Below are 24,545 nucleotides of genomic sequence, written 5' to 3' on the forward strand. Positions count from 1 at the left end.
CCGTCCGCCCCGCCCCTCCTCCTTCACCAGCCCCTCCGCAAGAAGAGAGACACCTCATGACCGCGTTCCGTATGCCCGCCGAGTGGTCCGAGCACGAGGGCTGTCTGATGGCCTGGCCCACCCGCGTCGACCTGTGGGGCGGCGTGCTCGACGACGTACAGGGCGAGTACGCGCAAGTCGCCCGCGCCATCGCCGAGTTCGAGCCGGTCACCATGGTCGCCCCGCCCGGCCACGGCGACGCTGCCCGAAGCCGGTGCGGCGACGGCGTCACCGTCGTCGAACTCCCCCTGGACGACTCGTGGTTCCGCGACAGCGCCCCGCTGTTCGTGCTTGACGGAGACGGCCGCCGTGCCGGAGTCGACTTCCGCTTCAACGCCTGGGGCGAGAAGCACCACCCGTACGACGCCGACGACCGGATCAGCGGGCTGCTGCTCGACCGCCTCGGCGTGGAACGCATCCCCTCCGGCATGATCCTGGAGGGCGGGTCGATCACCGTCGACGGCGAGGGCACGCTCATCACCACCGAGCAGTGCCTGCTCCACCCCAACCGCAACCCCGGCATGAGCCGCGCCGAGATCGAGACCGAGCTGAAGGACAAGCTCGGCGTCAGCAAGGTCATCTGGCTGCCGTACGGCGGGCTGCTCGACACCGAGACGGACGGTCACGTCGACGGCGTCTGCGCGTTCGCCGCGCCCGGCCGGGTCGTCGTCTCCCTTCCCGACGACCCGGCGCACCCCGACCACGCCCGGATGCGCGCCAACCGCGCCGTCCTGGAGGCCAGCACCGACGCCCGCGGCCGCGCCCTGGAGATCGTCGACGTCCCGCAGACCGTGTACGCCGAGGTGGCGGGCGGCGAGGTCGAGGTGTCGTACCTCAACTACTACGTCGCGAACGGCGGCGTCGTCGTACCGGTGGCGGGCAGGCCCGAGCACCCCGGTGCCCCGGAGCACCTGGAGGACGAGGCCGCGCTCGCCGTGATCGCTTCGGCGCACCCCGGCCGCAAGGTCGTCGGCGTGCGGGCCGCCGCCATCGCGTACGGCGGCGGGGGAGTCCACTGCATCACCCAGCAGATCCCCGCCGCCCGCCCCAGCGCGTGACGACCGGGTGAGCGCCCCCATGACCACCGCGTCCTCGTACCGCGTCGGGAGCCGCCGCCGCGGCCGGCACCGGCGGCTCGTCGCCCAGGCCGCCGCCCTGGCCACGCTCGCCGCCCTCGCGGCGTGCGCCGGACCGCCCAGGAACGGCTCCGGCATCGCGTACTCCCTCTCCGCGGGCACCCCCCGCGCCAAGGGCGACATCGACTCCTTCACCTGGGCGCTGTACGCCGAACCGCCCACGCTCGACTACACGGTGGCGTTCGACTACCCGCAGAACATGGTGCTCTCCAACGTGTGCGAGAGCCTGATGCGCTGGACGCCGGGGCTCACCGTCGAACCGGGCCTGGCCCGACGGGCCACCCACCCCGACCCCACCACCTGGGTCTACGACCTGCGCCGGGGCGTGCGCTTCCACGACGGCAGGACGATGACCGCCGACGACGTGGTGTACAGCCTGCGGCGACAGCGCGACCCGGACAACGCCGCCGCGTGGGCACAGGTCTTCCAGAACGTCACCTCCGTTCGCAGGACCGGCGCGCTCCAGGTCACCGTCAAACTGAAGAAGCCCGACTCCCAGTTCCCCCAGTACATGGCGAGCGCCGCCGGAGTGGTCGCCTCCAAGGCCGGGGTCGAGGCGGCAGGACGGGACTACGGCACCTCCGGCGGGCTCGCCTGCACCGGCCCGTTCACCCTCGGCACCTGGCACAAGGGCCAGTCCGTCGAACTCGACCGCTTCGACCGCTACTGGGGACGCCCGGCCAAGTCGGGCAAGGTCGTCTTCCGCTTCCTGCCCGACGCGTCGGCCCGCACCAACGCCCTGCTCAGCGGGGAGGCCGACGGCGGCTATCTGATCCCGACGGAGAGTTACGCCCGGCTGCGCGGCAGCGGCGTCGGCAAGCTGTACTTCGGCGAGGGCCTGAGCACGGTCAACGTGGCCCTCACCAACATGCGGGGCGCGCTCGGCGACCTGCGCGTGCGGCGGGCGCTTTCGCTGGCCCTGGACCGCTCCGGCTTCGTCGAGGTCGGCCTCGGCGGTGCGGGCACCCCTACCGGCGCCCTCACCACCCGGGCCGCCTGGGCCGGGGCGCCGGAGCGGACCAGGAAGCGGGCCTTCGCCGGACTGCGGCCCGGCGCCCCCGACATCGCCCGGGCCAAGGCCCTGGTCAAGGCGGCGGGCGCCACCGGCAAGACCCTGACCGTCGCCACCAGCTCCGTCGGCCAGGACGTGTCGCTCCTCGCCACGGCCGTGCAGTCCGCGGGCACCCGCATCGGCCTCGACATCCGGCTCAAGTCCATCGCGCCCAACGCGTTCACCGCGCTGTTCACCGACCCCGGCGCCCGCAAGGGCATCGACATGTTCCCGCTCACGTACTACGACTCGATCACCGACCCGCTGGACCTCCTGACCAACTTCAAGACCGGCGCGTACCTGAACTTCGCCCGTCACAGCGACAAGGAGTACGACGCCCTCGTCGACCGGGCGAGCGCGGTCGACGACCCGGAGCGGCGCCTCGGCATCGAGGCGCGGATCCACCAGCGCGCCGCCCGGCGACTGCTGTGGATCCCCGTCGCGGAGTGGCCCACCGCCGTGTTCCTCAACAAGCGGATCACGGGCGCCCCCACGACCATCTCGTACCTGTACCACCCGTGGGCCGCCGTTGTGGGGGCCGCGAAATGACGGGCCACAGAAGGGAGTTGCCCTTCCTCAGATTCGCGGGGCGCCGACTCGCCGAGATGGCGGCCACCCTGCTCACGGCGTCGTTCGTGGTGTTCGGCGCGATGTATCTGGCACCGGGCAGCCCGGCGAGCTTTCTGCTCTCGGGCCGCTCGGCCTCACCGGAGGCCGTCGCGGCCATCAACGCCCAGTACCACCTCGACGATCCGTTCGCCGTACGGTACTTCGCCTGGCTCGGCGACGTCCTCCAGGGCGACTTCGGCCGGTCCATCACCTACCGCACCGACGTCTCCCGGCTCCTCGCCGACCGGCTGCCCACCACCCTGCTCCTCATCGCGATGGCCCTCACCGTGGTCGTCGCCGTCGGACTGCTCCTCGGCAGACTGGCCGCCGTCCGCGGCGGGTTCACCGACTCCGCGATCCTGCTCGCCACGACGTTCGCCGTCGGCACCCCGTCGTTCGTCGCGGCCGTCCTGCTCCAGGGCCTCTTCGCCGTGCGCCTCGGCTGGTTCCCGAGCGGCGGCGCGGGCGACGGACTCGCCGACACGCTCTGGCACCTGACGCTGCCCGCGATCGCCCTCGCCCTCTACCTGATCGGCATGCTCGCCCGCGTCACCCGCGCGGCCATGCTCGAAGCGCTCGGCAGCGAACACGTCACCGTGGCCCGCAGCCGGGGCGTGCCCGAACGCCAGGTCATCCGCCGCCATGTGTTCCGCAACTCCCTCGGCACCGTACTGACCACCGGTGGCCTGGTCGTCTCCACGCTCCTGGTCTGCACGATCCTCGTCGAGACCGCCTTCAGCGTCGGCGGCGTCGGCCAGCTCCTCGAACTGTCCACCACCACCAAGGACTTCCCGACCGTCCAGGCCATCTCCCTGATCATCGTGGCCCTGTTCATGGCCGTGAACCTGGTCGTCGACCTGCTCCTGCCGCTGGTCGACCCACGGCTCACCCTCGGCACCAGGGGGTCCGCCGCATGACCGCCGTCCTCACCCGCCGCCCCGGCCTGGCCCGGATCCGCGCCGCCGGTTCCCCGCTGCACCTGCTCTGCCTCGGCCTGGTCGCCCTCGTCGTCACCGCCGCCCTGCTCGCCCCCTGGGCGGCACCCCACGACCCGAACGCCGTCGACCTCGGCGGCGCGCTCGCCGGGCCCTCCGCCGACCACCCCCTCGGCGTGGACGCAGCGGGCCGCGACACCCTGTCCCGGCTGCTCATCGGCGCCCGCACGTCCCTGCTCGGCCCGCTCGGCGTGGTCGTCCTCTCCACCCTCGCCGGAGTCGCGATCGGCACGGCCGCGGCCTGGCGCGGCGGCTGGCTCGACTCCGTCCTGTCGCGCGGCACCGAACTCGTCTTCGCCTTCCCCGGCCTGCTCCTCGCGATCCTCGTCATCTCCGTGTACGGCGAGGGGCTCCTCGCCCCGGTCATCGCGCTCGGCGTCGCCTACCTCCCGTACGTCAGCCGCCTCACCCGCTCCCTGGTACTCGCCGAACGCGCCCGCCCCTACGTCAGCGCCTACCTCGTCCAGGGCCACACGGCCCCACAGATCTGCCTGCGCCACATCCTCCCCAACATCGCCCCCGTCGTCCTCGCCCAGGCCACCATCAACTTCGGCTACGCCCTCATGGACCTCGCCGGTCTCTCCTTCCTCGGACTCGGCGTGCCCCCGCTCACCCCCGACTGGGGCCGGATGGTCTTCGACGGCCAGACCGCCGTCCAGCACGGCTATCCGCTGTCCGCGATCCTGCCCTGCGTCCTCATCGTGCTGACCGTGGTCGCCTTCAACGTCGTCGGCGAACGCTGGGCCGACCGCGTCGCCAGGAGAGACCGATGAACACACCCGCCACGCCCACCGATCCGGGCGGCACGCCCACCGATTCAGGCGACACGCCCTCCGACCCGAGCGACACGCTCGACATCCGCGGCCTCCGCGTCACCCTGCCCGGCACCGCACGCCCCGTCCTCGACGGCGTCGACCTCACCGTCGCCGCAGGGGAGACCGTCGCCCTCGTCGGCGAGTCCGGCTCCGGCAAGACCCTCACCTCACGCAGCGCGCTGCGCCTGCTGCCGCCGGGCGCCACCGCCGAGGGCACCGTCCGCGTCGACGGCGACGACGTCCTCATGATGACGGGCGACCGGCTGCGGGCCCTGCGCACCGGCACCGTCGCCATGGTCTTCCAGGACCCGCGCGCCGCCCTCAACCCGCTGCGCCGCATCGGCGACTTCCTGACCGAAGGCGTCCGCGCGACCGGCGGGACGACCAGGGCCGACGCCACCGCCCGCGCCACCGAACTCCTCCAGGCCGTCGGCCTCGACGCCGCCGTCCTCAGCAAGTACCCGAGCCAGGTGTCCGGCGGCATGCTGCAACGCGTCATGATCGCCGCGGCCCTCATGGGCGACCCCGCCCTGCTCCTCGCCGACGAACCCACCACCGCCCTCGACGTCACCACCCAGGCCGAGGTCATCGCGCTCCTCGGCCGCCTGCGCGCCCGCTTCGGCACCGCGCTGCTCTTCGTCACGCACGACCTCGACCTGGCCGCCGCCATCAGCGACCGCGTCTACGTCATGTACGCGGGCCGGATCGCCGAACACGGCCCCGCGAAGGCCCTGTTCGCGAGCCCCCGGCACCCCTACACCGCGGCCCTCCTCGCCTCCACGCCCCGCCTGGAGAGCGCCGGGGACAGGCTCAAGGCCATCGACGGCCAGCCCCCGGACCTGCGCACGCCCCTGACCGGCTGCGCCTTCGCCGCCCGCTGCTCCCTCGCCACCGAGGTGTGCGACCAGCGGGTGCCCGCGCCCCGGCCCGCACCGGGACGGCCCGAGCACCGGGCCGCGTGCCACCACAGCGAACGGCTCGAAGGGAGCAGCGGTGACGAGTGACGCGACGGGAGCACCGGCGACGAGTGGCGTACAGGGAGCCCCGGTGACGGGCGATCCGAAGGGCGCACCGGTCCAGGGCGATCCGAAGGGCGCACCGGCCAAGGAAGATCCGAAGGGCGCACCGGCCAAGGCCGAACCGAAAGGCGCACCGGTCCACGGCGATGCGGCGGCGGCCGTGCCCGTCCTCGAAGTCCGTGGCCTGCGGCGCGTCTTCGGCGCCGTGCGTGCCGTGGACGACGTGTCCTTCGCCGTGCCCGAGGGCGGCTCCCTCGGCATCGTCGGGGAGTCCGGCTCCGGCAAGACCACGACGGCCCGCGTCATCGTGGGCCTGGAGCGGGCCGACGCCGGTGAGGTCCACGTGCGCGGCCGGTCCCGGGCCGACCGGGCGCGCGGCCGGGAACGCGGCCGTCAGCGGCGGCTCGCCCGGGCCCGCGAGGTCCAGATGGTGTTCCAGGACCCCTACCTCTCCCTCGACCCGAGGACGAGCGTCGAGGCCGTCCTGCGCGAGACCCTGCGCCTGCACTTCCCCCGCGCCGACCACACCCGGCGGGTGCGGGAACTCCTCGACCAGGTCGGACTCGGCACCCGTGCCGCCGACGCACTGCCCCGCCAGCTCTCCGGCGGCCAGCGCCAGCGCGTGGCCATCGCCCGCGCCCTGGCCGTGGAACCCGCCGTGCTCGTCCTCGACGAGGCCGTCGCCGCCCTCGACGTGTCCGTACAGGCGCAGATCCTCAACCTGCTCGCCGACATCCGGGAGCGCACCCCGATCGGCTACCTCTTCATCACCCACGACCTCGGCGTGGTCCGCCACGTCACGGACGACGTCATCGTGATGCGCCACGGCGCCGTCGTCGAGGCCGGGCCCACCGCCGCCGTGCTCGGCGCGCCCACGCACCCGTACACCCGGCTGCTCCTGGACTCCGTCCCGCACCCGGGCTGGGACCCGGAGCGGATCTCGGCGGCCCGCAGGGCCCTGTGACCCACCCGCACGACCCGCTCACCCCCCTTTTCCCTTACCCCTCTCCTTCCCCCACCCCGCGCCCTTCCCGGGCCGGTCGAAACAGGAGGCACCCGTGAACGACACCCCGGCACGCAGGACCGGCAGGCCGACCCCGAGCAGGCGCGCCTTCCTGATGACGGCGGGCGCCGTCGCGGCGGGCGCGGCCCTCACCGGGACCGCGGTCCGGGCCGGGGCCGAGCCCCGGTCGGACTTCGCCGTCCCGGCCGAGGACGCCCGCCACACCCGCACCTGGATGGCCTGGCCCGACAGCCGCGCCATCTGGGGCGGGGGCCTCGGCGGGGTCCAGGCGGACATCGCGCTGATCGCACGGACCGTCGCCCGCTACGAACCCGTCACGCTGTGCGCCAACCCGGCGAGCGCCGACCGCGCGCGGTCCCTGTGCGGCCCCTCGGTCACCGTCGTGACGTCCGTCCCGGTCGACGACTGCTGGATGCGCGACTCCGGGCCGGTCTTCCGCACCGACGGCGCCGGCGGCCTGGACGCCGTCGGGCTGCACTTCAACGGCTGGGGCGGCAAGCAGACCCATGCCAGGGACGCGCGGGTCGCCGAGCGGATCGCCGCGCTCGCCGGGGTGCCGTTCACCGGCGCGGGCCTGGTGGGCGAGGGCGGCGGCGTCGAGCAGGACGGCGCGGGCACCCTGATGGCGACCCGCAGCAGCCTCCTCAACAAGAACCGCAACCCCGGCATGTCCGAGGCACGCCTGACGGACGCCCTGTGCGACGCGTACGGCGCCGACAAGGTCATCTGGTTCGACGGCGTCTACGGCCAGGACATCACCGACGACCACGTCGACGCCACGTCCCGCTTCCTCGCCCCCGGCCGCGCGCTCGTCCAGATGCCCCTGGCCTCGGACGACGACGCGTACGCACGGGACGCCCGGGCCCAGTACCGGACCCTGTCCGCGTCCACCACCGCCACCGGGAAGCCCATCGAGGCGACCCGCCTCCAGGGCCCCGACTACGACCGGATCCGCTCCCGGAACCCGAACTTCCTCGCCTCCTACGCCAACTACTACGTGTGCAACGGCGCCGTCATCAGCGCCCACTTCGGCGACACCGCGGCCGACGCGGCGGCCAAGGCGACCCTCGCGCGGCTGCACCCCGGCCGGACCGTCGAACAGCTCGACATCGACCGCCTCGGCGCGGGCGGCGGCGGCATCCACTGCGTCACCCAGCAGCAGCCCGCGTAACAACCTGAACAGCAGCCTTGCGGGAGAGGTCTAGGCCCGGGCGATCCACACCGCGTAGCGTGACGCCCTGTGAAGATCTTTACCCCGGACCGGCGGTGCCCGTGGGCCGGGTGAGCGGTGCTGATGCCGCTCCCCGCGCCCGCGTCCCGCACGCACCGCCTCGCACGCAAGGCTGGAGCTCATGAAAATCCTCATCAGCGCCGACATGGAGGGCGCCACCGGCGTCACCTGGCCCGCCGACGTGCTGCCGGGCACGCCGCAGTGGGAGCGGTGCCGGTCGATGTTCACCTCGGACGTGAACGCCGCCGTGCTCGGGTTCTTCGACGGCGGTGCCGACGAGGTGATCGTCAACGAGGCGCACTGGACCATGCGCAACCTGCTCCTCGAACGGCTCGACGAGCGGGCCGAGATGCTCACCGGCAGGCACAAGTCCCTCTCCATGGTCGAGGGCGTCCAGCACGGCGACGTGGACGGCATCGCCTTCATCGGCTACCACGCGGGCGCCGGCATGGAGGGCGTCCTCGCGCACACGTATCTGGCCAACCAGATCACCGGCGTGTGGGTCGACGGCGTCCGCGCCAGCGAGGGCCTGCTCAACTCCCACGTCGTCGCGGAGTACGGCGTCCCGGTGGTCCTCGTCACCGGCGACGACCTGGCCTGCGAGGACGCCCTCGGCTACGCGCCGGGCGCGCTGAAGGTCGCCGTGAAGGACCACGTGTCGCGGTACGCGGCGGTGTGCCGCACCCCCGCGCGCACCGCCACCGACATCCGGGCCGCCGCCAAGGAGGCGGCCGCCCTCGCCGTGCGCCACGAGCCGGTGGCGGGCGGCCCGCACACCGTGGAGGTCGAGTTCGACGCGGAGCACCTGTCGATGGCCGCGACGGTGGTTCCGGGCGTGCGGCGCGTGGCGGAACGGAAGGTCGCCTACACGAGCGACACCATGTACGAAGGCATCCGCACGTTCAAGGCGGTCACCACGATCGCCTCCGCCGCTGTCGAGGAGCAGTATGGCTGAGCAGGTCGACCCGCAAGCACTGGACGAGGTCGTCCGGTTCACCTCGGACCTCATCCGCATCGACACCACCAACCGCGGCGACGGCGAGTGCCGCGAGCGCCCCGCCGCCGAGTACGCCGCCGAGCTGCTCGCCGGGGCGGGCCTGGAGCCCACGCTCCTGGAGCGCACGCCGGGCCGCACGAACGTCGTCGCCCGGATCGAGGGCACCGACCCGGCGGCGGACGCGCTGCTCGTCCACGGCCATCTGGACGTGGTCCCGGCCGAGGCCGCCGACTGGCGCGTGCACCCCTTCTCCGGCGAGATCGTCGACGGCGACGTGTGGGGGCGCGGCGCCATCGACATGAAGAACATGGACGCGATGATCCTCGCCGTCGTCCGCAACTGGCGGCGGGCGGGCGTGCGTCCGCGCCGGGACATCGTGATCGCCTTCACCGCCGACGAGGAGGCCAGCGCCCGCGACGGCTCCGGGTTCCTCGCCGACGAGCACGGGGATCTGTTCGAGGGCTGCACGGAGGGCATCAGCGAGTCCGGGGCGTTCACGTTCCACGACGGCCGGGGCAACCAGCTCTACCCGATCGCGGCGGGCGAGCGCGGCACCGGCTGGCTCAAACTCACCGCGCGCGGCACCGCGGGCCACGGCTCCAAGGTGAACCGCGACAACGCGGTCAGCAGGCTCGCCGCGGCCGTCACCCGCGTCGGGGAGCACCGCTGGCCGGTGCGGCTCACCCCGACGGTGCGGGCGGCCCTCGTCGAACTCGCCGGGATCTACGGCCTGGAGGCCGACCCGGACGCGCCCGCCTTCGACGTCGACGCCTTCATGGAGAAGCTCGGCCCCACCGCCGCCCTCGTCGAGCCCACGGTGCGCAACAGCGCCAACCCGACCATGCTCCAGTCCGGGTACAAGGTCAACGTGGTGCCCGGTGAGGCCACGGCCTATGTGGACGGCCGATATGTGCCCGGCGGCGAGGAAGAGTTCCGCGCCACCCTTGACCGGCTCACCGGACCGGACGTCGACTGGGAGTTCCACCACCGGGAGGTGGCGCTGCAGGCGCCGGTGGACACCCCCACGTACGCCAGGATGCGGGCGGCCGTCGAGGAGTTCGCGCCGGAGGGCCGGGTCCTTCCGTACTGCATGTCGGGAGGCACGGACGCCAAGCAGTTCTCGCGGCTCGGCATCCGCGGCTACGGCTTCTCGCCGCTGCGGACGCCGGAGGGCTTCGACTACCAGGCCCTCTTCCACGGAGTGGACGAGCGGGTGCCGGTCGAGGCGCTGCACTTCGGCACCCGGGTGCTCGACCGCTTCCTGCGCACGGCCTGACCGAGCTGTCGGGGGGAACGAACGACATGGCCCTTTGGGGGAGATGAACGACATGGCGAAGACCAAGCCGTACGGCTCGTGGCCGTCCCCGATCGACGCCGCGCTCGCCGCGGCCCACGACGGCCACCCCGCCTTCGTCGGCTTCGTGGGGGACGAGGCCTGGTGGACCGAGCCGCGGCCCACCGAGGGCGGGCGGCGGGCGCTGGTGCGGCGCCGCCCGGACGGGACCGAGGAGTCGGTGCTGCCCGCGCCCTGGAACGTCCGCAGCCGCGTCATCGAGTACGGCGGCCTGCCCTGGGCCGCCGTCGCACGGCCCGGGAATCCGCGCGGACCGCTCCTGGTGTTCGCCGACTTCACCGACCAGCGCCTGTACGCCCACGAGCCCGACGTCCCCGAGGCCGAGCCCAGACCCCTGACCCCGCTGTCCGGCGTCGGCGGCGGGCTTCGCCTCGCCGACCCGCGCATCCTCCTGGACCGCGGCGAGGTGTGGTGCGTCCTGGAGGAGTTCACCGGCGAGGGGCCCACCGACGTGCGGCGGGTCCTGGTCGCCGTACCGCTGGACGGCTCGGCGGCACAGGACCGGGCGGCGCTGCGGGAACTCTCCGACGGGCGGCACCGCTTCGTCACCGGGCCGCGGCTCTCCCCGGACGGCACCCGGGCCGCCTGGCTGGCCTGGGACCATCCGCGGATGCCGTGGGACGGCACGGAACTCCTGGTCGCCGACGTCGGCGCGGACGGCGTCCTCGCGGACGCCCGGGTGCTCGCGGGCGGCCCGGAGGAGTCGATCGCGCAGGCCGACTGGGCGCGGGACGGGCGGCTCCTCTACGCCAGCGACCGCTCCGGCTGGTGGAACCTGTACCGCGCCGAGCCCGACGGCACGACGAGCGCGCTCTGTCCGCGCGAGGAGGAGTTCGCCGGGCCCCTGTGGCAGCTCGGCCTCAGCTGGTTCGCGCCCCTGGACAGCGGCCTCGTCGCCGTCGTGCACGGCACCGGCGCCACCGCGCTCGGCATCCTCGACCCGGAGACCGGCGAGGTCGTCGACGCGGCGGGCCCCTGGTCGGAGTGGTCCGCCTCGCTCGCCGTCCACGGCACCCGCGTCGCCGGCATCGCCGCCAGCCCCCGCAGCGCCTACGAGGTCGTGGAGCTGGACACCCGCACCGGCAGGGCCCGTGTCATCGGCGCCGCGCACGACGACCCGGTCGACCCCACGTACTACCCCGAACCCCAGATCCGCACCTTCCTCGGCCCGGCCGGGCGCGAGATCCACGCCCACATCTACCCGCCGCACCACCCCGGCCACCTCGCCCCCGGCGACGAACTGCCGCCGTACGTGGTGTGGGCGCACGGCGGCCCCACCACCCGCGCCCCCCTTGTCCTCGACCTGGCCATCGCCTACTTCACGTCCCGTGGCATAGGCGTCGCCGAGGTCAACTACAGCGGCTCCACGGGGTACGGCCGGGCCTACCGCAACCGGCTGCGCGAGCAGTGGGGCATCGCCGACGTCGACGACTGCGCGGCCGTGGCGCTCGCGCTCGCCGACGAGGGCACCGCCGACCGCGCGCGGCTCGCGATCCGGGGCGGCAGCGCGGGCGGCTGGACCACGGCGGCCTCCCTGACCACGACCGACGTGTACGCCTGCGGCACCATCATCTACCCCGTCCTCGACCTCACCTCCTGGCAGGACGGCGAGACCCACGACTTCGAGTCGCGCTATCTGGAGACCCTGGTCGGCCCCTACGCCGAGGTGCCGGGCCGCTACGAGGAGCGCTCGCCCGCCCGCCACGCCGACCGCATCACCGCGCCGTTCCTGCTGCTCCAGGGCCTCGACGACGTGATCTGTCTGCCCGCGCAGTGCGAGCTGCTGCTCGCGCGGATGCAGCGGCGCGGGGTGCCGCACGCGTACATCGCCTTCGAGGGCGAGGGGCACGGGTTCCGGCGCGCCGACACCATGATCAGGGCCCTGGAGGCCGAACTCTCCCTGTACGCCCAGGTGTTCCGACTCGACCCGGCGGGTGGCAGACCCACGCTGGAGCTCACCAAGTGACCGGACCCGACAAGCCCGAGTCCGACGAGCCCGAGTCCGAGCAGCCCGGGGCCGAGGAGCCCGTGGCCGGTCCGAGGCTGACCGTGCCGCCGCTCCCGCCGCCGCCCGTGCCCGCGGTCACCATGCCGCCCCTGGTCCGGCCGCCCCGGCTCGTCCCCGGCGACCGGGTCGCCGTCGTCGCGCCGAGCGGGCCCGTGCCCGAGCACCGGCTCGAAGCGGGCCTCGACATCCTGCGCGGCTGGGGCCTTGAGCCCGTCGTAGCCCCCCACGTCCTGGACGTGCACCGGGAGTTCGACTACCTCGCGGGCGAGGACGCCGACCGCGCGCGGGACCTGGAGCGGGCCTGGCGCGACCCGTCGGTGGCGGGCGTGCTCTGCGCCCGCGGCGGCTACGGCGCCGCGCGGATGGTGGAGCTGATCGACTGGAACGCGCTGCGGGCCTTCCCGCCCAAGGTGTTCCTCGGGTTCAGCGACATCACCACGCTGCACGAGGCGTTCGCACGGCGCCTCGGGCTCGTCACCCTGCACGGCCCGATGGTGGCCGCGGCCGACTTCCTCAAGAACGCCCGCGCCCAGGAACACCTGCGGCTCACCCTGTTCCGGCCGGAGGCGGTGCAGGTCGTCGAATCGCCCGGGCGGCCCCTCGTCGGCGGCCGGGCCCGCGGCGTCACCTTCGGCGGCTGCCTGTCCCTGCTCGCCGCGGACGCCGGTGTGCCCGGGACGCGGGTGCCCGCACGGGGCGGGCTGCTGTGCCTGGAGGACACGGACGAGGAGCCGTACCGCCTCGACCGCTACCTCACGCAACTCCTGCGCGCCGGATGGCTCGACGGCGTCACGGGCGTCGCCCTCGGCTCCTGGGAGGAGTGCGGCCCCTACGACGCCGTGCGCGCGGTCCTGCGCGACCGCCTCGGGGGTCTCGGCGTGCCGATCGTGGAGGAGTTCGGATTCGGCCACTGCGAGGGGGCGCTGACGATCCCGTTCGGGGTGGCGGGGGAGCTGGACGCGGACACGGGGACGCTGCGCCTCGACACACCGGCGCTGGCGGAGCGCCCGGCCTGACGTCACCCGAATGGCCCACCCCGTCCCGCCCCCGGCGACACCCACCGCGCGGGATCCCGTACCACTGCCCATCCTGGACCCGGAGGAGCGGCCGACGCTCCGACGGAACGGAAGGGTCCAGACATGAGCCCCAAGAGCTCCACGGGCGGCTCGACGAGCCCCTCGAAGGGCGGCGTGGGTGCGCTGATGACGCCCGGCAGAGTGACCGTCGCGGTGATCGCCCTCCTCACGCTCGTCTTCATCTTCGAGAACACCCGCAGCACCAAGATCCGGCTCCTGATCCCGGAAGTCACCGTGCCGCTGTGGATGGCGCTGCTCGGCACCGGCCTGATCGGCGCCCTGTGCGGGGCGTTCTTCGTCAGCCGGCGCAAGTGACGGCGCCCTCGTCGCGGCGTCCGGCCGGGGTCGACCGCGTGCGGTGACCCCGCGGACCGCCGGGTAGCGTGGCCGGATGTCGCACACCCGGCCCGCCCCGCTCGCCGAAGGCCCCCGCGTGGGCATACGCCCCTACTCGTACGCGGACGCCGCCGAGTTCACCGCCCGGGCCCGGGAGAGCGGCGAACTGCACCGGCCCTGGCTGTTCCCGCCGACGACGGACGAGACCTACGCGGCGTACGCGCGCGTGCTCATCGAGGACCCCGGCAAGGCCGGTTTCCTCGTCTACGAGCGGGCCGACGGCGCCCTCGCCGGGTTCATCAACATCAACAACATCGTCGAGGGCGGCTTCCGGTGCGGGGCCCTCGGCTACGGCGCGTTCGCGCACGCCGCGGGGCGCGGGCTCATGGGGGAGGCGCTCGGGCTCGTCGTGCGCCACGCCTTCGGGGAACTGCGGCTGCACCGTCTGGAGATCAACGTCCAGCCGCGCAACACCGCCTCCATCACCCTCGCCCGCCGCGCGGGCTTCCGTCTCGAAGGGTTCTCACCTCGCTTCCTCTTCCTCGACGGCGCCTGGCGCGACCACCAGCGGTGGGCCCTCACCACCGAGATGATCACGGGCGACGCCCTCGGATGACGCGGTCCCGACCCGCGTCCCGTCGCCCGAGGGCGTCGGCCGGGACGGATCGCCGAAGGTCCGCGGCCGAGGGCCATTGAAAGCGGCCACGCGGGTCACGGAGGATGAGCGGCATGCGAACTGTTGTGATCATCGACGCGCCCTCCAACCTGGGACTGCGTCCGCCCGCCCCCGGCACCGTGCCCGGCTGCTACAAGCTCGCCGGAGCGCTGCGCGAGCGCGGCATCCTGCGCCGCCTCGACGCCGTGGAGGGCGGCGTCGTCGTACCGCCCCGCTATGACCGCGGCGCGTGGAAGGAGGGCGACGGCGTCTTCAACGCGGCCGCCATCGCCGCCTACACACCGAAGCTCGCCGACCGCATCGAGCGGCACGTCCGCGCCGGAGAGCTGCCCGTCGTCCTCGGCGGCGACTGCTCCATCCAGCTCGGCGCGTCCCTCGCGCTGCGCCGGATCGGACGCTTCGGCCTCGCCGCGATCGACGCCTCCGCCGACTTCCGCCACCCCGGCAACTCCGACCGCGTCGGCGCCGCGGGCGGCGAGGAGCTGGCCCTCGCCACCGGGCGCGGCCAGCGCGACCTCAGTGACCTCGAAGGGCTCAGCCCCTACCTGCGCGACGAGGACGTACGCCTCTTCGGGATGCGCGACGAGGACGAGGACCGCGTCGAACTCGGCGAGCTCGGCATACCGACCGTCACCGTCGGCGAACTGCGCCAGTGGGGCGCCGACGACGTGGCCCGCTCCGCCGTCCTCAGCCTGGAGAACGAGGCCCTGGAAGGCTTCTGGGTGCACCTCGACGCCGACGTGCTCGACCCCTCCGTGATGCCCGCCGTCGACAGCCCCGACGCGGACGGCCTGCACCCCGACGAACTCCTCGCGCTGCTGCGCCCGTTGGTGCGCTCCCCGCGCTGCGTCGGCCTCAACGTCACGATCTACGACCCCGACCTCGACCCGGACGGCACCGCGGGCGACGTCCTCACCGACGTGGTCGTGGCCGCCTTTGCGGAATCCTGACCCTTCCGTACGAAATCCGTGCGCAATCCTGACCGGCGAAGGCCCTGGCCGGAGCGGGGCCGAGCGTGTTCCATGGTCGACGAAGGGCCCGGGGGCGCGCAGCCTCCTTGAACTGGGGAGGACGCCTTGGCGACGACCGTGCGACGCGACACGACGACCCTGCCTGCGGCCGCGCTGGGACCGGAGAACCCACTGCCGCCGCTCAAGCCGCTGGACGCGGCGCACGGCCTCGACGACCGGGACCTGCAGGGGATGCCGCGCGACATGGCGCGGCAGCTCCGTTACGAACCGCTGCGGTCGGTGCTGCCCGCGCGCGTCCGCGACGGCTACGGCCGCGAGCGGACCCCCACGTCCTTCGACACCCTCGTCATCGAGAACGCCCGGCTGCGCGTCACCGTCCTGCCCGGCCTCGGCGGCCGGATCCACTCCCTCTTCCACAAGCCCACCGGGCGTGAACTCCTCTACCGCAACCCGGTGTTCCAGCCCGCCGACTTCGCCCTCAACGGCGCCTGGTACTCCGGCGGCATCGAGTGGAACATCGGTGCCACCGGCCACACGGCCCTGTCCTGCGCGCCCCTGCACGCCGCGCGCCTGACCGCGCCCGACGGCGGCGAGATGCTGCGCCTGTGGGAGTGGGAGCGGCTGCGCGACATTCCCTTCCAGGTCGACCTGTGGCTGCCGGAGGACTCCGACTTCCTGCACGTCGGCGTGCGGATCCGCAATCCCCACGAGCGGCCCGTGCCCGTCTACTGGTGGTCCAACATCGCCGTGCCCGAGGAGCGCCGGGTCCTCGCCCCCGCCGACGAGGCCTGGCACTACGGATACGCGCGCACCCTGCGGAAGGTGCCGGTGCCCGAGCACGACGGCGTGGACCGCACCCGCCCGCCGCGCGCCGAGTTCCCCGCCGACTACTTCTACGACGTCCCCGACGGGGCGCGCCGCTGGATCGCGGCCCTCGACGCCGACGGGCACGGTCTCGCGCAGACCTCCACGGCCCTGCTGCGCGGCCGCAAGCTCTTCGTGTGGGGCACCGGGGCGGGCGGGCGGCGCTGGCAGCGGTGGCTCACCGAGCCCGGCACCGGCGGCTATGCGGAGATCCAGGCGGGGCTCGCGCGCACCCAGCTGGAGCACGTACGCCTCGACGCGGAGAGCGAGTTCGCGTGGCTGGAGTCGTACGGGCCGCTCACCGCCGCCCCGGACGTCGTGCACGGCGCCGACTGGGCGGCGGCCCGCGGCGAGGCGCGGGCGCGGCTCGACCTGGCGCTGCCCGCCGAGGCCGTGGACGCCGCCTACGCGCGGTGGCGGCCCCACGCCGACGCCGAGCCGGGCGAGACGCTGGCCGCCGGGTCGGGGTGGGGCGCCCTCGAAGTCCTGCGCGGGCAGTACAAGTTGCCCGGCACGCCGTTCGCCGAGTCCACGCTCGGGCCCGAACAGGAGCCGTGGCTGGAGCTGTTGCACAGCGGGGCCGTGCCGGAGCCCCGGCGGGTCGGGCCGCCCGGGCCCACCCTGGTCGCCCCGCACTGGCGGGACATGCTGGAGACCGCGCCCGCACGCCCGCACGCCGAGTACCACCTCGGCGTCGCCCAGTGGCACGCCGGGGATCTCGCCCAGGCGGTCCGCAGCTGGGAGCGCGGCCTGGAACTCGCCCCGTCCCGCTGGCCGTTGCTCCGCTGCCTCGCCGTCGCCGATCAGGAGTCCGGCCATGTGGAGCGCGCCGCCGACCGGTACGCCGAGGCCTTCGACGACCTGTGCGCCGAGCGCCGCGACGACGGTGTGGTGTGGTCCGCAGCGACCGCGTCCCTCGGCCGCGAGGCCATCGGCGCGCTCGTGGCCGCGGGGCGCGCCGAGGCGGCCCGCGGCGTGTGGAACCGCCTCCATCCGCACACCCGGCGAACGGGCCGCTTCCGCCTGATCGAGGCCCAGCTGCTCCTCGCGGAGGGCGAACTCACCGCCGCCCGCGCCGTCTTCGACGAGGACTTCGAGGTGGCCGACCTGAGAGAGGCCGACGAGGTCATCGGCGAGGTGTGGGCGGCGGTGTCGGACGAGCCCCTGCCGGGGAGGTACGACTTCCGGATGCGGCCTTGAGGGGGCCTGTGGGGTGAGGAGCCTGCGAGGCGCGGGGCCTGTGAGGTGCGGGGCCTGTGGGGTGAGGAGGGTGTGCCCCGGCTGCGTGTGACCCAGGTCGGACCGTGCGGGGCCGGGTGTGCGCCTCGGTGGTTCACGTCGGCCCGCTCCGGCCGGTTCGCGCCCTCGGTGGCGCGCCCTCTCCCGTCCCGGTCCACCCCGGTGCGGTGCCGGGGCGACGGTGACGGGTGGGCGCTTTCGGTTCGGTCTGCGGGGTGAGGGTCAGCGGGGGGCGGGGGCGTTGCGGTCCACGTACTCGAAGACCGAGCCGTCGGGGTGCATCGCGATGAGGTTGCGTCCCGCGGGGGTCGGCACAGGTCCGGCGACGATGTGCGCGCCGGAGGCGGTGAGGGTCGCGTGCGCCTCGTCGACGTCCTTGACGGCGATGGTCGCGGCGACCTTGCGCAGCACCTCCAACTCCGCCTCAGGACCGCTCATGAGCAGAAAGCAGCCGACCGAGGCGACGGCCACGCCGCCCCGCTCGAAGCGCATCGCGGTGCTGCCCGTCAGCCGTTCGTAGAACGTGACGGACGCCTCCAAGTCGCTGACGCAGACACGCAGCACGGTTCCCAGGATCTCCATGGGGACGAGCCTAGTTGGCGCCGCGCGGACACGAGATCGTTTCCGGTTCTCGGGCATCCGGGGCCCGGAGCCGTTACGCGCCGCGGGCGCCGGGTACCCGTCCGCCCCGACCGCTTCGGACAGGAAGGACGAGGAGATGCCGGTCCAGGACAGGAACGCACCGCTGACGGACAGGACCCTGGGCGACGCCCTGTCGCAGGTCGTCCGCGACGCGGTGCACGAGTCCCTGCGGCAGACGGTGCGGCAGTCGCTGCGCGAGGAGCTGCGCCGGGAACTGCGCCACGAGTTGCGCGAGGAACTGCGCACGGAGGTCTCCGGGGTGGCGCGCAAGCAGCGCCGCAGGGCCGCCCTGTACGCGTCGTCCGGCGTCGCCGCCCTCTACGCGGGCGCGGGCGCCGCGCTCGCCCTCGGCCTGGTCATCGCCCTCGGCCTGCCGGGCTGGGCGGCCGCGCTGATCGTGACCGCGTTGCTCGCCGTGGCCGCCGTGGTGATGCGCAACGCGGCCCGGTCGCCGGGGAAGGCACCGGGGGCACGTGAGGCCCACAAGGCTCCGGCGGTCCCGGAGGCTCCGGCGGTCCCCGAGGCCTCGGTCGCTCCGGAGGCGTCGGCGAGCCACGCGGCCGCCGCTGCCGCCGATGCGCCCGCCGCCCCTGAGGTCCCCGCTGCGCCCAAGGCCCCCGCAGCCCCCGACGCGCCCGCACTCCCCACGCCGACCGGACCCCCGGCGGCGGCAGCGAACCCCCCGGCCGCCGCCCCGGCCACCCCGACGGCCCCGCCTCCGACAGCCCCGGCCCCGACAGCCCCGGCCCCGAACACCCCGACGGCGCCAGCACCCCCGACGGAGTCGGCAACCCCTGCGGGGCCCACGACCCCCGCAGGGCCCGCGACCCCCGCGCAGCCCGCACCCCCGACCTCCCCACCCACCCCCACCGCCGACTTCCCGACGGTCCCGCCGTCCCGCGCGCCCCTCAGGCCGCCCAACCCGCCCGCCTGATCACCTCCGCCGCGATGTCGCCCACCGTCCGGCCGTCCGTCGGCACACGGTGGGTGTCCGGCGGCACCAGCTCGTCGAGGTGCCGCGACATGAAGGCGCTGCGGCGCAGGTGCCGGTCCAGCTCGGAGCCCGACTCGCGTTCGGTGAGGCGCTGTTCGGCTGTGGCGTCGGTCGCCGTGAGCAGGATCCGGACGAGCCGGGGGCGGCCCAGGGCCTCCGTGAACAGCCACTCCTCGGAGGGCAGGACGCTCGCCGTGTTCGTGTAGACGAGGCGGCGGCAGCCGAGGTCGGCGTAGTTCGCCCAGAGGGCGGCGAGGTTGCGGCGGGTGAGCTGGGAGCGGTGCGGGTCGCCCGCGGGGGCGGGGTGGACCGCGTCCAGGAAGTCGCCCTCGATCAGGGCGTGGCCGATGTCGGCGGCCCGCAGCTGGGCCGCGATCTCCCAGCCGACGGAGGACTTGCCCACCCCCGAGCGTCCCCCGATCAGCACGACGTCCGGCCCGGCGGCGGGCCCTGTGTCTGGCCCCGCGTCCGATCCCGCGTCTGGCCCCGCGTCAGGCCCCGTGTCCGGCCCCGCGTCCAATCCCGCGTCCAATCCCGCGTCCGATCCCGTGTCCGGCCCCGCGTCCGATCCCGCGTCCGATCCCGTGTCCGGCCCCGCGTCCGATCCCGCGTCCGATCCCGTGTCCGGCCCCGCGTCCGATCCCGCGTCCCCGGCGGGCCCTGCCCCCTCGGCGGCCCCGACAGCCGTGGTGTCCCCGTTCGGCCCGGCATCCCTCATCGCGTCCATGACCGCCGAGCATGCCCGCGCCCCACCACCGCACGCGACCCGATATTCCACGCCCGATGTCCGCCGACGTCCGCCCCGACACGCATTGCCTCACACAGCCGCACGCCGCCTCACGCGACCCGGTACTCCTCCACGTCCGGCGTGCGCAGGCGCAGCCCGTGGCCGGTGCCGCCGCCCGGGCGGACCGTGCCTCCGGTCGGGTCGAGGACGCCGTCGAAGACGATCGACTCGACCCGGACGTGGTCGTGGAACCACTCGACGTGCCGCAGGTTCGGCACGCACGCCGCGACCGCCGCGTGCGCGTGCGGGGCGCCGCGCGCCGACACCTCCAGGCCGTGGGCCTCGGCGAGCGCGGCGGCGCGCAGCCACGCGGTGAGGCCGCCGCAGCGGGTGGCGTCGGCCTGGAGGCAGTCGACGGAGGGGATCATCCGGGCGAAGTAGGGGAGCCCGTGCCCGTACGCGCCGGCCGCGACATCGCAGACGAGGGCGTCGCGCACCAGCGCGAGCCCCCGCAGGTCGTCGGAGGACACCGGCTCCTCGAACCAGCCCACGCCGTGCTCGGCGAGCACCCGGCCGATCCGTACCGCCTGCTTGCGGGTGTAGGCGCCACCCGCGTCGACGTACAACTCGGCCTGCCGCCCGATGACATCCCGGGCCCGCCGCACCCGCGACACGTCGCGCGCCGCGGCCCGCCCCCAGCTCTCGCCCACCTTGATCTTGACGCGCGGTATCCGCTGGCCGTGCACCCAGCCGTTGAGCTGGGCCGCCAGATGCGTGTCGTGGTACGTGGTGAAGCCGCCGCTGCCGTAGACCGGCACGTCGTCGCGGGCCGCGCCGACGAGACGGACCAGCGGGACCTCGAAGAGGCGGGCCTTGAGGTCCCACAGGGCGATGTCGAGGGCCGAGATCGCGCGGGCGGCGAGCCCCTCGCGGCCGGAGTCGCGCACCGCCTTGGTCAGCGCGTCGTGCGCGGCGGGGATGTCGAGGGCGTCGCGGCCCGCGAGGACGGGCGACAGCTGCTCCCGTACGAGGTCGACGGTGGCGGCGGGCGCGTAGGTCCAGCCGGTGCCGGTGACGTCGCCCGCGGAGACCTCGGCGACGACGATCGTCGTGGTGTCCCACGCGAACGTGCCGTCGGCCTCGGGGGCGTCCGCCGGGATCGTGTACGCCGACACCATGGGTGGTTCCACGCTGACGTATCCGGACTCGGCCATGGGGCACACGCCCTTCGCTGCGGTGTGCGGGCCGGGTAACCCGGCGGCGCGGCGGCAAACGGCGGGCGTTTCACCGTGCGCGGCCCCGGGCACGCGGGAGGTCCGTTCCGGAACACACCGGACGTACCGGACCACGCCGGAGGCACACTGTGAGCCGAACTGCCAGCCGACCGGACATCCTTGTCGTCGGTGCGGGCTTCGCGGGGTTCCAGGCCGCCCGCACCCTGTCGCGGCTGACCCGCGGCCGGGCCGACATCACCCTGCTCAACCCCACCGACTACTTCCTCTACCTGCCGCTCCTGCCCCAGGTCGCCGCGGGCGTCCTCGAACCGCGCCGCGTCACCGTGTCGCTCGCCGGCGCACTGCGCCACGTACGCCTCGTGCTCGGCGAGGCCGACGGCATCGACCTGACGCGGCGCACCGTGCACTACGCCGACCCCGAGGGCCAGGACGGCGAACTCTCCTACGACCGCCTGGTGCTGGCCGTCGGCAGCGTCAACAAGCTGCTGCCCGTGCCCGGCGTCGCCGAGCACGCGCACGGCTTCCGCGGGCTGCCCGAGGCCCTGTACCTGCGCGACCACGTGACACGGCAGATCGAGCTCGCCGCGGCCGCCGACGACCCCGCGGCGTGCCGGGCGCGCTGCACGTTCGTCGTGGCGGGCGCCGGCTACACGGGCGTCGAAGTCGCGGCGCACGGCGCGCTGTTCACCCGCTCCCTGGTGCGGCGGCAGCCGCTGCGGACCGGGATCGAGCCGCGCTGGGTGCTGCTCGACATCGCCCCGCGGGTCCTGCCCGAGCTCGACCGGCGGCTCTCCGGCACCGCGGACCGCGTGCTGCGGCGGCGCGGCGTGGAGGTCCGCACGGAGACGTCCGTGAAGGAGGCGACCCCCGGGGGTGTCCTCCTCTCCGACGGCGATCACCTGCCCACGCGCACCCTGCTGTGGTGCGTGGGCGTGCGACCCGACCCGCTCGTCGCCGGGATCGGCAGCCCGCTGGAGCGGGGTCGGCTGCTCGTCGACCCGTTCCTGAACGTGCCGGGCCACCCCGAGGTGTTCGCCTGCGGCGACGCGGCGGCCGTGCCCGACCTGACCGAGAAGGGGCAGTACACGGCGATGACCGCGCAGCACGCCTGGCGGCAGGGCAAGACCGCGGGCCACAACGTCGCCGCCTCCCTCGGCCTCGGCAAGCGGCGCTCCTACCGCCACCACGACCTCGGCTTCACCGTCGACCTCGGCGGCGTCAGCGGCGCCGCCAACCCGCTGGGCGTCCCGCTGTCCGGCCCCCTCGCCGGGGCCGTCACCCGCGGCTACCACCTGGCTGCGATGCCGGGCAACCGCGTCCGCGTCGCCGCCGACTGGCTCCTGGATGCCGTACTCCCGCGCCAGGGCGTGCAGCTGGGCCTCGTCCGGTCCTGGTCGGTGCCGCTGGACACGGCGTCACCGGAGACCGCGCGGGTGGCGGGGGCGCCGGAGCGGACGCGGGACGCCGCCGAGCGGGCCCCGGAGTAGCAAGGGCGGGCCCGCACTCCGGCGGTTTGGTCCGTGCCCGCGGGGTCACTCGGAACAGGAGGTGGCCATGACCCAGACGTCGAGAAAGCAGAGTGCCAACAAGAACAAGGCCGACGCCGACGACCTGCCCGGACCCGTCGCCGTGCTGCGCCGCGCGCGCGAGCAACTGGCGGAACTCACCGGTCTGACAGTCGAGTCCGTGTCGTCCTTCGAACGATCCGAAGAGGGCTGGGACCTGGCCGTCGAGGTGCTCGAACTGGTCCGCGTGCCGGACACGATGAGCCTGCTCGCGAGCTACGCCGTGACTCTCGACCCGAAGGGCGACCTGACCGGGTACCGGCGCGAGCGGCGCTACGAACGAGGGCGGGCCGACCCGCCCCGGCCGGGCGGCGGCTGACCCCCGCCCCACCGGACGGCGGCGGACCCGCCCCGGGCGCCCGCTCTGGTCTCCGTGACGGGCCACGCGCCCCCGACCTCTCAGCCAGCCCCGACACCCCCCGACATCCCCATAGGCAAGGAGGACCGGTCGGCATGACCGTCGTCCCAGCACAGCAGTCCGGCGGCGCAGGCGGCACCAGCGGCCTGTACGACGTCATCGAACTCATCCTGGACCGCGGACTCGTGATCGACGCCTTCGTCCGCGTCTCGCTCGTCGGCATCGAGATCCTGAAGATCGACGTGCGGGTCGTGGTCGCGAGCGTCGACACGTATCTGCGGTTCGCCGAGGCCTGCAACCGCCTCGACCTGGAGGCGGGCCCGCACAAGAGCCCCGGCCTGCCCGACCTCGTCGGCGAGATCACCGAGTCCGGCGCGCGCGGCAAGTCCAAGGGCGCGCTCTCCGGCGCCGCGGAGACCATCTCCGACGCCTTCCGGCAGGCCCGCGACGAAGGCCGCACCGAAGAGGAGCCCGCCCGGCCGCGCGCCCGGCGCGCACCGTCCCGCGGCCGGAAGGAGGAGCAGGAGTGACCACGTACATCTACGGCATCGCCGCCACCACGCACCCGGCCCTTCCCGAGGGCATGGGCGGCATCGGCGACCCCGCGCACAAGGTGCGCGTCGTCCGGCACGGCGACCTCGCCGCGCTCGTCTCCGACAGCCCCGAGGACCTGCGGCCCAAACGCCGCGACCTGCTCGCGCACCAGAGCGTCCTGGACGAGGCGGGCGCGGGCGGACCCGTGCTCCCGATGCGCTTCGGCAGCCTCGCGCAGGACGACGACGCCGTCATCGCGGTGCTCGCCGACCGGGCCGAGCACTACGAGGAGCGGCTGCGCGCCCTCGAAGGCAAGGCCGAGTACAACGTGAAGGCCGCCCACGACGAGCAGGCCGTCCTGCACCAGGTGCTCGCCGACAGCCCCGAACTGCGCGCCATGGTCGAGGCCAACCGGCGTGCGGGCGGCGGCAGTTACGAACAGAAGCTGCGCCTCGGCGAGCAGGTGACCGCGGCCGTGCGGGACCGGGAGGTGGGTGACGGCGCCGAGGTGCGGCGTGCCCTGGAGCCGTGCGCCGACTCCGTGAGCGCGGGGCCCGGGGGTACCGGCTGGCTCGCCAACCTGTCGTTCCTGGTGACCCGCGACAGCGCCGACGGATTCGTCGCCGCCGTCGAGGAACTGCGCCGCAGTCGGCCCCACCTGGAGCTGCGCGTGCACGGCCCGCTGCCCCCGTACAGCTTCGTCGACCCGGGCCCGGCCCGGCCCGCTGACGACGCGGCGGGCGTGGGCTGAGGCGGCGAGGTCGGCCATGGGACTCATCGGTGAACTGCTCGCCCTGCCGCTGGCCCCGGCCCGGGGCACCCTGTGGGTGCTCCGGCAGGTGGTGGCGGAGGCGGAGCGGCAGTACTACGACCCCTCGGCCATCACCCGGGAACTCGCCCTGCTCACCGAGCGGTTGGACGCCGGAGAGATCGACGAGGACGAGTTCGACCGCCGCGAGGACGAACTCCTCGCCCGTCTCGGCCACGGACCCGTCGGCGACGCGGCCCGGACGGACGACCGACCGCCGACACCGTCAGGGCAGTAGTGAG

General features: G+C 74.3%; 24 protein-coding genes. 21 read left to right on the plus strand and 3 right to left on the minus strand.

Annotation, left to right across the window (positions count from 1 at the left end):
- The first annotated feature begins 56 nt into the window (after positions 1-56).
- The 15 genes from ACFVHO_RS14350 to ACFVHO_RS14420 all read left to right on the plus strand — a co-directional run bounded on the left by ACFVHO_RS14350 (position 57) and on the right by ACFVHO_RS14420 (position 17,401).
- Complete coding sequence (locus tag ACFVHO_RS14350) at positions 57-1,097, plus strand: agmatine/peptidylarginine deiminase (RefSeq protein ID WP_385713406.1); 1,041 nt, start codon at positions 57-59, stop codon at positions 1,095-1,097.
- Between the two features lie 19 nt (positions 1,098-1,116).
- Positions 1,117-2,775: an ABC transporter substrate-binding protein gene (locus ACFVHO_RS14355; RefSeq protein WP_385713408.1), complete on the plus strand. Its 1,659-nt coding sequence runs from the start codon at positions 1,117-1,119 to the stop codon at positions 2,773-2,775.
- A 17-nt stretch (positions 2,776-2,792) separates the two neighbouring features.
- Positions 2,793-3,752, plus strand: a complete 960-nt coding sequence (locus tag ACFVHO_RS14360; RefSeq protein ID WP_385713410.1) for an ABC transporter permease — start codon at positions 2,793-2,795, stop codon at positions 3,750-3,752.
- On the plus strand, positions 3,749-4,603 hold the full coding sequence (locus ACFVHO_RS14365) for an ABC transporter permease (protein WP_385713412.1): 855 nt from the start codon (positions 3,749-3,751) through the stop codon (positions 4,601-4,603). Before ACFVHO_RS14360 ends, ACFVHO_RS14365 begins: the two co-directional genes overlap by 4 nt.
- Positions 4,600-5,649 (plus strand): ABC transporter ATP-binding protein, encoded by a 1,050-nt coding sequence (locus ACFVHO_RS14370; RefSeq protein WP_385713414.1) that lies wholly within the window; start codon positions 4,600-4,602, stop codon positions 5,647-5,649. The genes ACFVHO_RS14365 and ACFVHO_RS14370 overlap by 4 nt, the downstream gene beginning before the upstream one ends.
- Before the next feature lie 175 nt (positions 5,650-5,824).
- Positions 5,825-6,628 carry an ABC transporter ATP-binding protein gene (locus tag ACFVHO_RS14375; RefSeq protein WP_385713488.1) on the plus strand — a complete coding sequence of 268 codons (804 nt, stop codon included), beginning with the start codon at positions 5,825-5,827 and terminating at the stop codon, positions 6,626-6,628.
- 94 nt (positions 6,629-6,722) lie between these two features.
- Positions 6,723-7,859, plus strand: a complete 1,137-nt coding sequence (locus ACFVHO_RS14380; protein ID WP_385713416.1) for an agmatine/peptidylarginine deiminase — start codon at positions 6,723-6,725, stop codon at positions 7,857-7,859.
- A 181-nt stretch (positions 7,860-8,040) separates the two neighbouring features.
- Positions 8,041-8,874 carry a M55 family metallopeptidase gene (locus ACFVHO_RS14385; RefSeq protein ID WP_385713418.1) on the plus strand — a complete coding sequence of 278 codons (834 nt, stop codon included), beginning with the start codon at positions 8,041-8,043 and terminating at the stop codon, positions 8,872-8,874.
- Positions 8,867-10,192, plus strand: a complete 1,326-nt coding sequence (locus ACFVHO_RS14390) for a M20/M25/M40 family metallo-hydrolase (RefSeq protein WP_385713419.1) — start codon at positions 8,867-8,869, stop codon at positions 10,190-10,192. The genes ACFVHO_RS14385 and ACFVHO_RS14390 overlap by 8 nt, the downstream gene beginning before the upstream one ends.
- Before the next feature lie 43 nt (positions 10,193-10,235).
- Complete coding sequence (locus ACFVHO_RS14395) at positions 10,236-12,236, plus strand: LpqB family beta-propeller domain-containing protein (RefSeq protein WP_385713421.1); 2,001 nt, start codon at positions 10,236-10,238, stop codon at positions 12,234-12,236.
- A gap of 122 nt (positions 12,237-12,358) precedes the next feature.
- The gene (locus ACFVHO_RS14400) at positions 12,359-13,294 is read left to right on the plus strand and encodes an LD-carboxypeptidase (RefSeq protein ID WP_385713490.1); all 936 of its coding nucleotides are present in this window, start codon (positions 12,359-12,361) and stop codon (positions 13,292-13,294) included.
- A 123-nt stretch (positions 13,295-13,417) separates the two neighbouring features.
- Positions 13,418-13,669, plus strand: coding sequence for a hypothetical protein (locus tag ACFVHO_RS14405; protein ID WP_380859950.1), 252 nt, complete (start codon positions 13,418-13,420; stop codon positions 13,667-13,669).
- Positions 13,670-13,745: 76 nt separating this feature from the next.
- On the plus strand, positions 13,746-14,306 hold the full coding sequence (locus ACFVHO_RS14410; RefSeq protein WP_385713423.1) for a GNAT family N-acetyltransferase: 561 nt from the start codon (positions 13,746-13,748) through the stop codon (positions 14,304-14,306).
- 113 nt (positions 14,307-14,419) lie between these two features.
- The gene (locus ACFVHO_RS14415) at positions 14,420-15,316 is read left to right on the plus strand and encodes an arginase family protein (protein ID WP_385713425.1); all 897 of its coding nucleotides are present in this window, start codon (positions 14,420-14,422) and stop codon (positions 15,314-15,316) included.
- A 126-nt stretch (positions 15,317-15,442) separates the two neighbouring features.
- The gene (locus ACFVHO_RS14420) at positions 15,443-17,401 is read left to right on the plus strand and encodes a DUF5107 domain-containing protein (RefSeq protein WP_385713427.1); all 1,959 of its coding nucleotides are present in this window, start codon (positions 15,443-15,445) and stop codon (positions 17,399-17,401) included.
- 261 nt (positions 17,402-17,662) lie between these two features.
- Here ACFVHO_RS14420 and ACFVHO_RS14425 read toward each other — a convergent pair whose 3' ends face one another.
- Positions 17,663-18,022, minus strand: coding sequence for a VOC family protein (locus ACFVHO_RS14425; protein ID WP_385713428.1), 360 nt, complete (start codon positions 18,020-18,022; stop codon positions 17,663-17,665).
- A 136-nt stretch (positions 18,023-18,158) separates the two neighbouring features.
- Between ACFVHO_RS14425 and ACFVHO_RS14430 the strand changes: the two genes are divergently transcribed.
- Positions 18,159-19,016 carry a phage holin family protein gene (locus ACFVHO_RS14430; RefSeq protein ID WP_385713429.1) on the plus strand — a complete coding sequence of 286 codons (858 nt, stop codon included), beginning with the start codon at positions 18,159-18,161 and terminating at the stop codon, positions 19,014-19,016.
- Here the strand turns inward: ACFVHO_RS14430 and ACFVHO_RS14435 are convergent.
- Together ACFVHO_RS14435 and ACFVHO_RS14440 are read right to left on the minus strand one after the other, a co-directional pair.
- Positions 18,991-19,479 (minus strand): hypothetical protein, encoded by a 489-nt coding sequence (locus ACFVHO_RS14435; protein ID WP_385713431.1) that lies wholly within the window; start codon positions 19,477-19,479, stop codon positions 18,991-18,993. The two genes, ACFVHO_RS14430 and ACFVHO_RS14435, sit on opposite strands and share 26 nt — an antisense overlap.
- 434 nt (positions 19,480-19,913) lie before the next feature.
- Complete coding sequence (locus ACFVHO_RS14440) at positions 19,914-21,017, minus strand: enolase C-terminal domain-like protein (RefSeq protein ID WP_385713432.1); 1,104 nt, start codon at positions 21,015-21,017, stop codon at positions 19,914-19,916.
- A 149-nt stretch (positions 21,018-21,166) separates the two neighbouring features.
- Between ACFVHO_RS14440 and ACFVHO_RS14445 the strand changes: the two genes are divergently transcribed.
- The 5 genes from ACFVHO_RS14445 (at position 21,167) to ACFVHO_RS14465 (ending at position 24,541) form a co-directional block, all read left to right on the plus strand.
- On the plus strand, positions 21,167-22,525 hold the full coding sequence (locus ACFVHO_RS14445) for an NAD(P)/FAD-dependent oxidoreductase (RefSeq protein ID WP_385713434.1): 1,359 nt from the start codon (positions 21,167-21,169) through the stop codon (positions 22,523-22,525).
- A gap of 67 nt (positions 22,526-22,592) precedes the next feature.
- On the plus strand, positions 22,593-22,922 hold the full coding sequence (locus tag ACFVHO_RS14450; protein WP_385713435.1) for a gas vesicle protein: 330 nt from the start codon (positions 22,593-22,595) through the stop codon (positions 22,920-22,922).
- A 134-nt stretch (positions 22,923-23,056) separates the two neighbouring features.
- On the plus strand, positions 23,057-23,491 hold the full coding sequence (locus ACFVHO_RS14455) for a gas vesicle structural protein GvpA (RefSeq protein ID WP_385713436.1): 435 nt from the start codon (positions 23,057-23,059) through the stop codon (positions 23,489-23,491).
- Positions 23,488-24,246 (plus strand): GvpL/GvpF family gas vesicle protein, encoded by a 759-nt coding sequence (locus ACFVHO_RS14460; RefSeq protein ID WP_385713438.1) that lies wholly within the window; start codon positions 23,488-23,490, stop codon positions 24,244-24,246. The genes ACFVHO_RS14455 and ACFVHO_RS14460 overlap by 4 nt, the downstream gene beginning before the upstream one ends.
- Positions 24,247-24,262: 16 nt before the next feature.
- Entirely contained in the window at positions 24,263-24,541 is a 279-nt protein-coding gene (locus ACFVHO_RS14465; RefSeq protein WP_385713439.1) for a gas vesicle protein GvpG, read from the plus strand.
- Positions 24,542-24,545 lie beyond the last annotated feature (4 nt).

The sequence above is a fragment of the Streptomyces sp. NPDC127108 genome (assembly GCF_042677545.1).
Lineage (GTDB): Bacteria > Actinomycetota > Actinomycetes > Streptomycetales > Streptomycetaceae > Streptomyces.

Coding starts and splice junctions, on each gene's coding strand:
- ACFVHO_RS14350 (WP_385713406.1), top strand. CDS start 57: ATGACCGCGTTCCGTATGCCCGCCGAGTGGTCCGAGCACGAGGGCTGT.
- ACFVHO_RS14355 (WP_385713408.1), top strand. CDS start 1,117: ATGACCACCGCGTCCTCGTACCGCGTCGGGAGCCGCCGCCGCGGCCGG.
- ACFVHO_RS14365 (WP_385713412.1), top strand. CDS start 3,749: ATGACCGCCGTCCTCACCCGCCGCCCCGGCCTGGCCCGGATCCGCGCC.
- ACFVHO_RS14370 (WP_385713414.1), top strand. CDS start 4,600: ATGAACACACCCGCCACGCCCACCGATCCGGGCGGCACGCCCACCGAT.
- ACFVHO_RS14385 (WP_385713418.1), top strand. CDS start 8,041: ATGAAAATCCTCATCAGCGCCGACATGGAGGGCGCCACCGGCGTCACC.
- ACFVHO_RS14390 (WP_385713419.1), top strand. CDS start 8,867: ATGGCTGAGCAGGTCGACCCGCAAGCACTGGACGAGGTCGTCCGGTTC.
- ACFVHO_RS14395 (WP_385713421.1), top strand. CDS start 10,236: ATGAACGACATGGCGAAGACCAAGCCGTACGGCTCGTGGCCGTCCCCG.
- ACFVHO_RS14400 (WP_385713490.1), top strand. CDS start 12,359: ATGCCGCCCCTGGTCCGGCCGCCCCGGCTCGTCCCCGGCGACCGGGTC.
- ACFVHO_RS14405 (WP_380859950.1), top strand. CDS start 13,418: ATGAGCCCCAAGAGCTCCACGGGCGGCTCGACGAGCCCCTCGAAGGGC.
- ACFVHO_RS14410 (WP_385713423.1), top strand. CDS start 13,746: ATGTCGCACACCCGGCCCGCCCCGCTCGCCGAAGGCCCCCGCGTGGGC.
- ACFVHO_RS14415 (WP_385713425.1), top strand. CDS start 14,420: ATGCGAACTGTTGTGATCATCGACGCGCCCTCCAACCTGGGACTGCGT.
- ACFVHO_RS14425 (WP_385713428.1), bottom strand. CDS start 18,022: ATGGAGATCCTGGGAACCGTGCTGCGTGTCTGCGTCAGCGACTTGGAG.
- ACFVHO_RS14430 (WP_385713429.1), top strand. CDS start 18,159: ATGCCGGTCCAGGACAGGAACGCACCGCTGACGGACAGGACCCTGGGC.
- ACFVHO_RS14440 (WP_385713432.1), bottom strand. CDS start 21,017: ATGGCCGAGTCCGGATACGTCAGCGTGGAACCACCCATGGTGTCGGCG.
- ACFVHO_RS14450 (WP_385713435.1), top strand. CDS start 22,593: ATGACCCAGACGTCGAGAAAGCAGAGTGCCAACAAGAACAAGGCCGAC.
- ACFVHO_RS14455 (WP_385713436.1), top strand. CDS start 23,057: ATGACCGTCGTCCCAGCACAGCAGTCCGGCGGCGCAGGCGGCACCAGC.
- ACFVHO_RS14465 (WP_385713439.1), top strand. CDS start 24,263: ATGGGACTCATCGGTGAACTGCTCGCCCTGCCGCTGGCCCCGGCCCGG.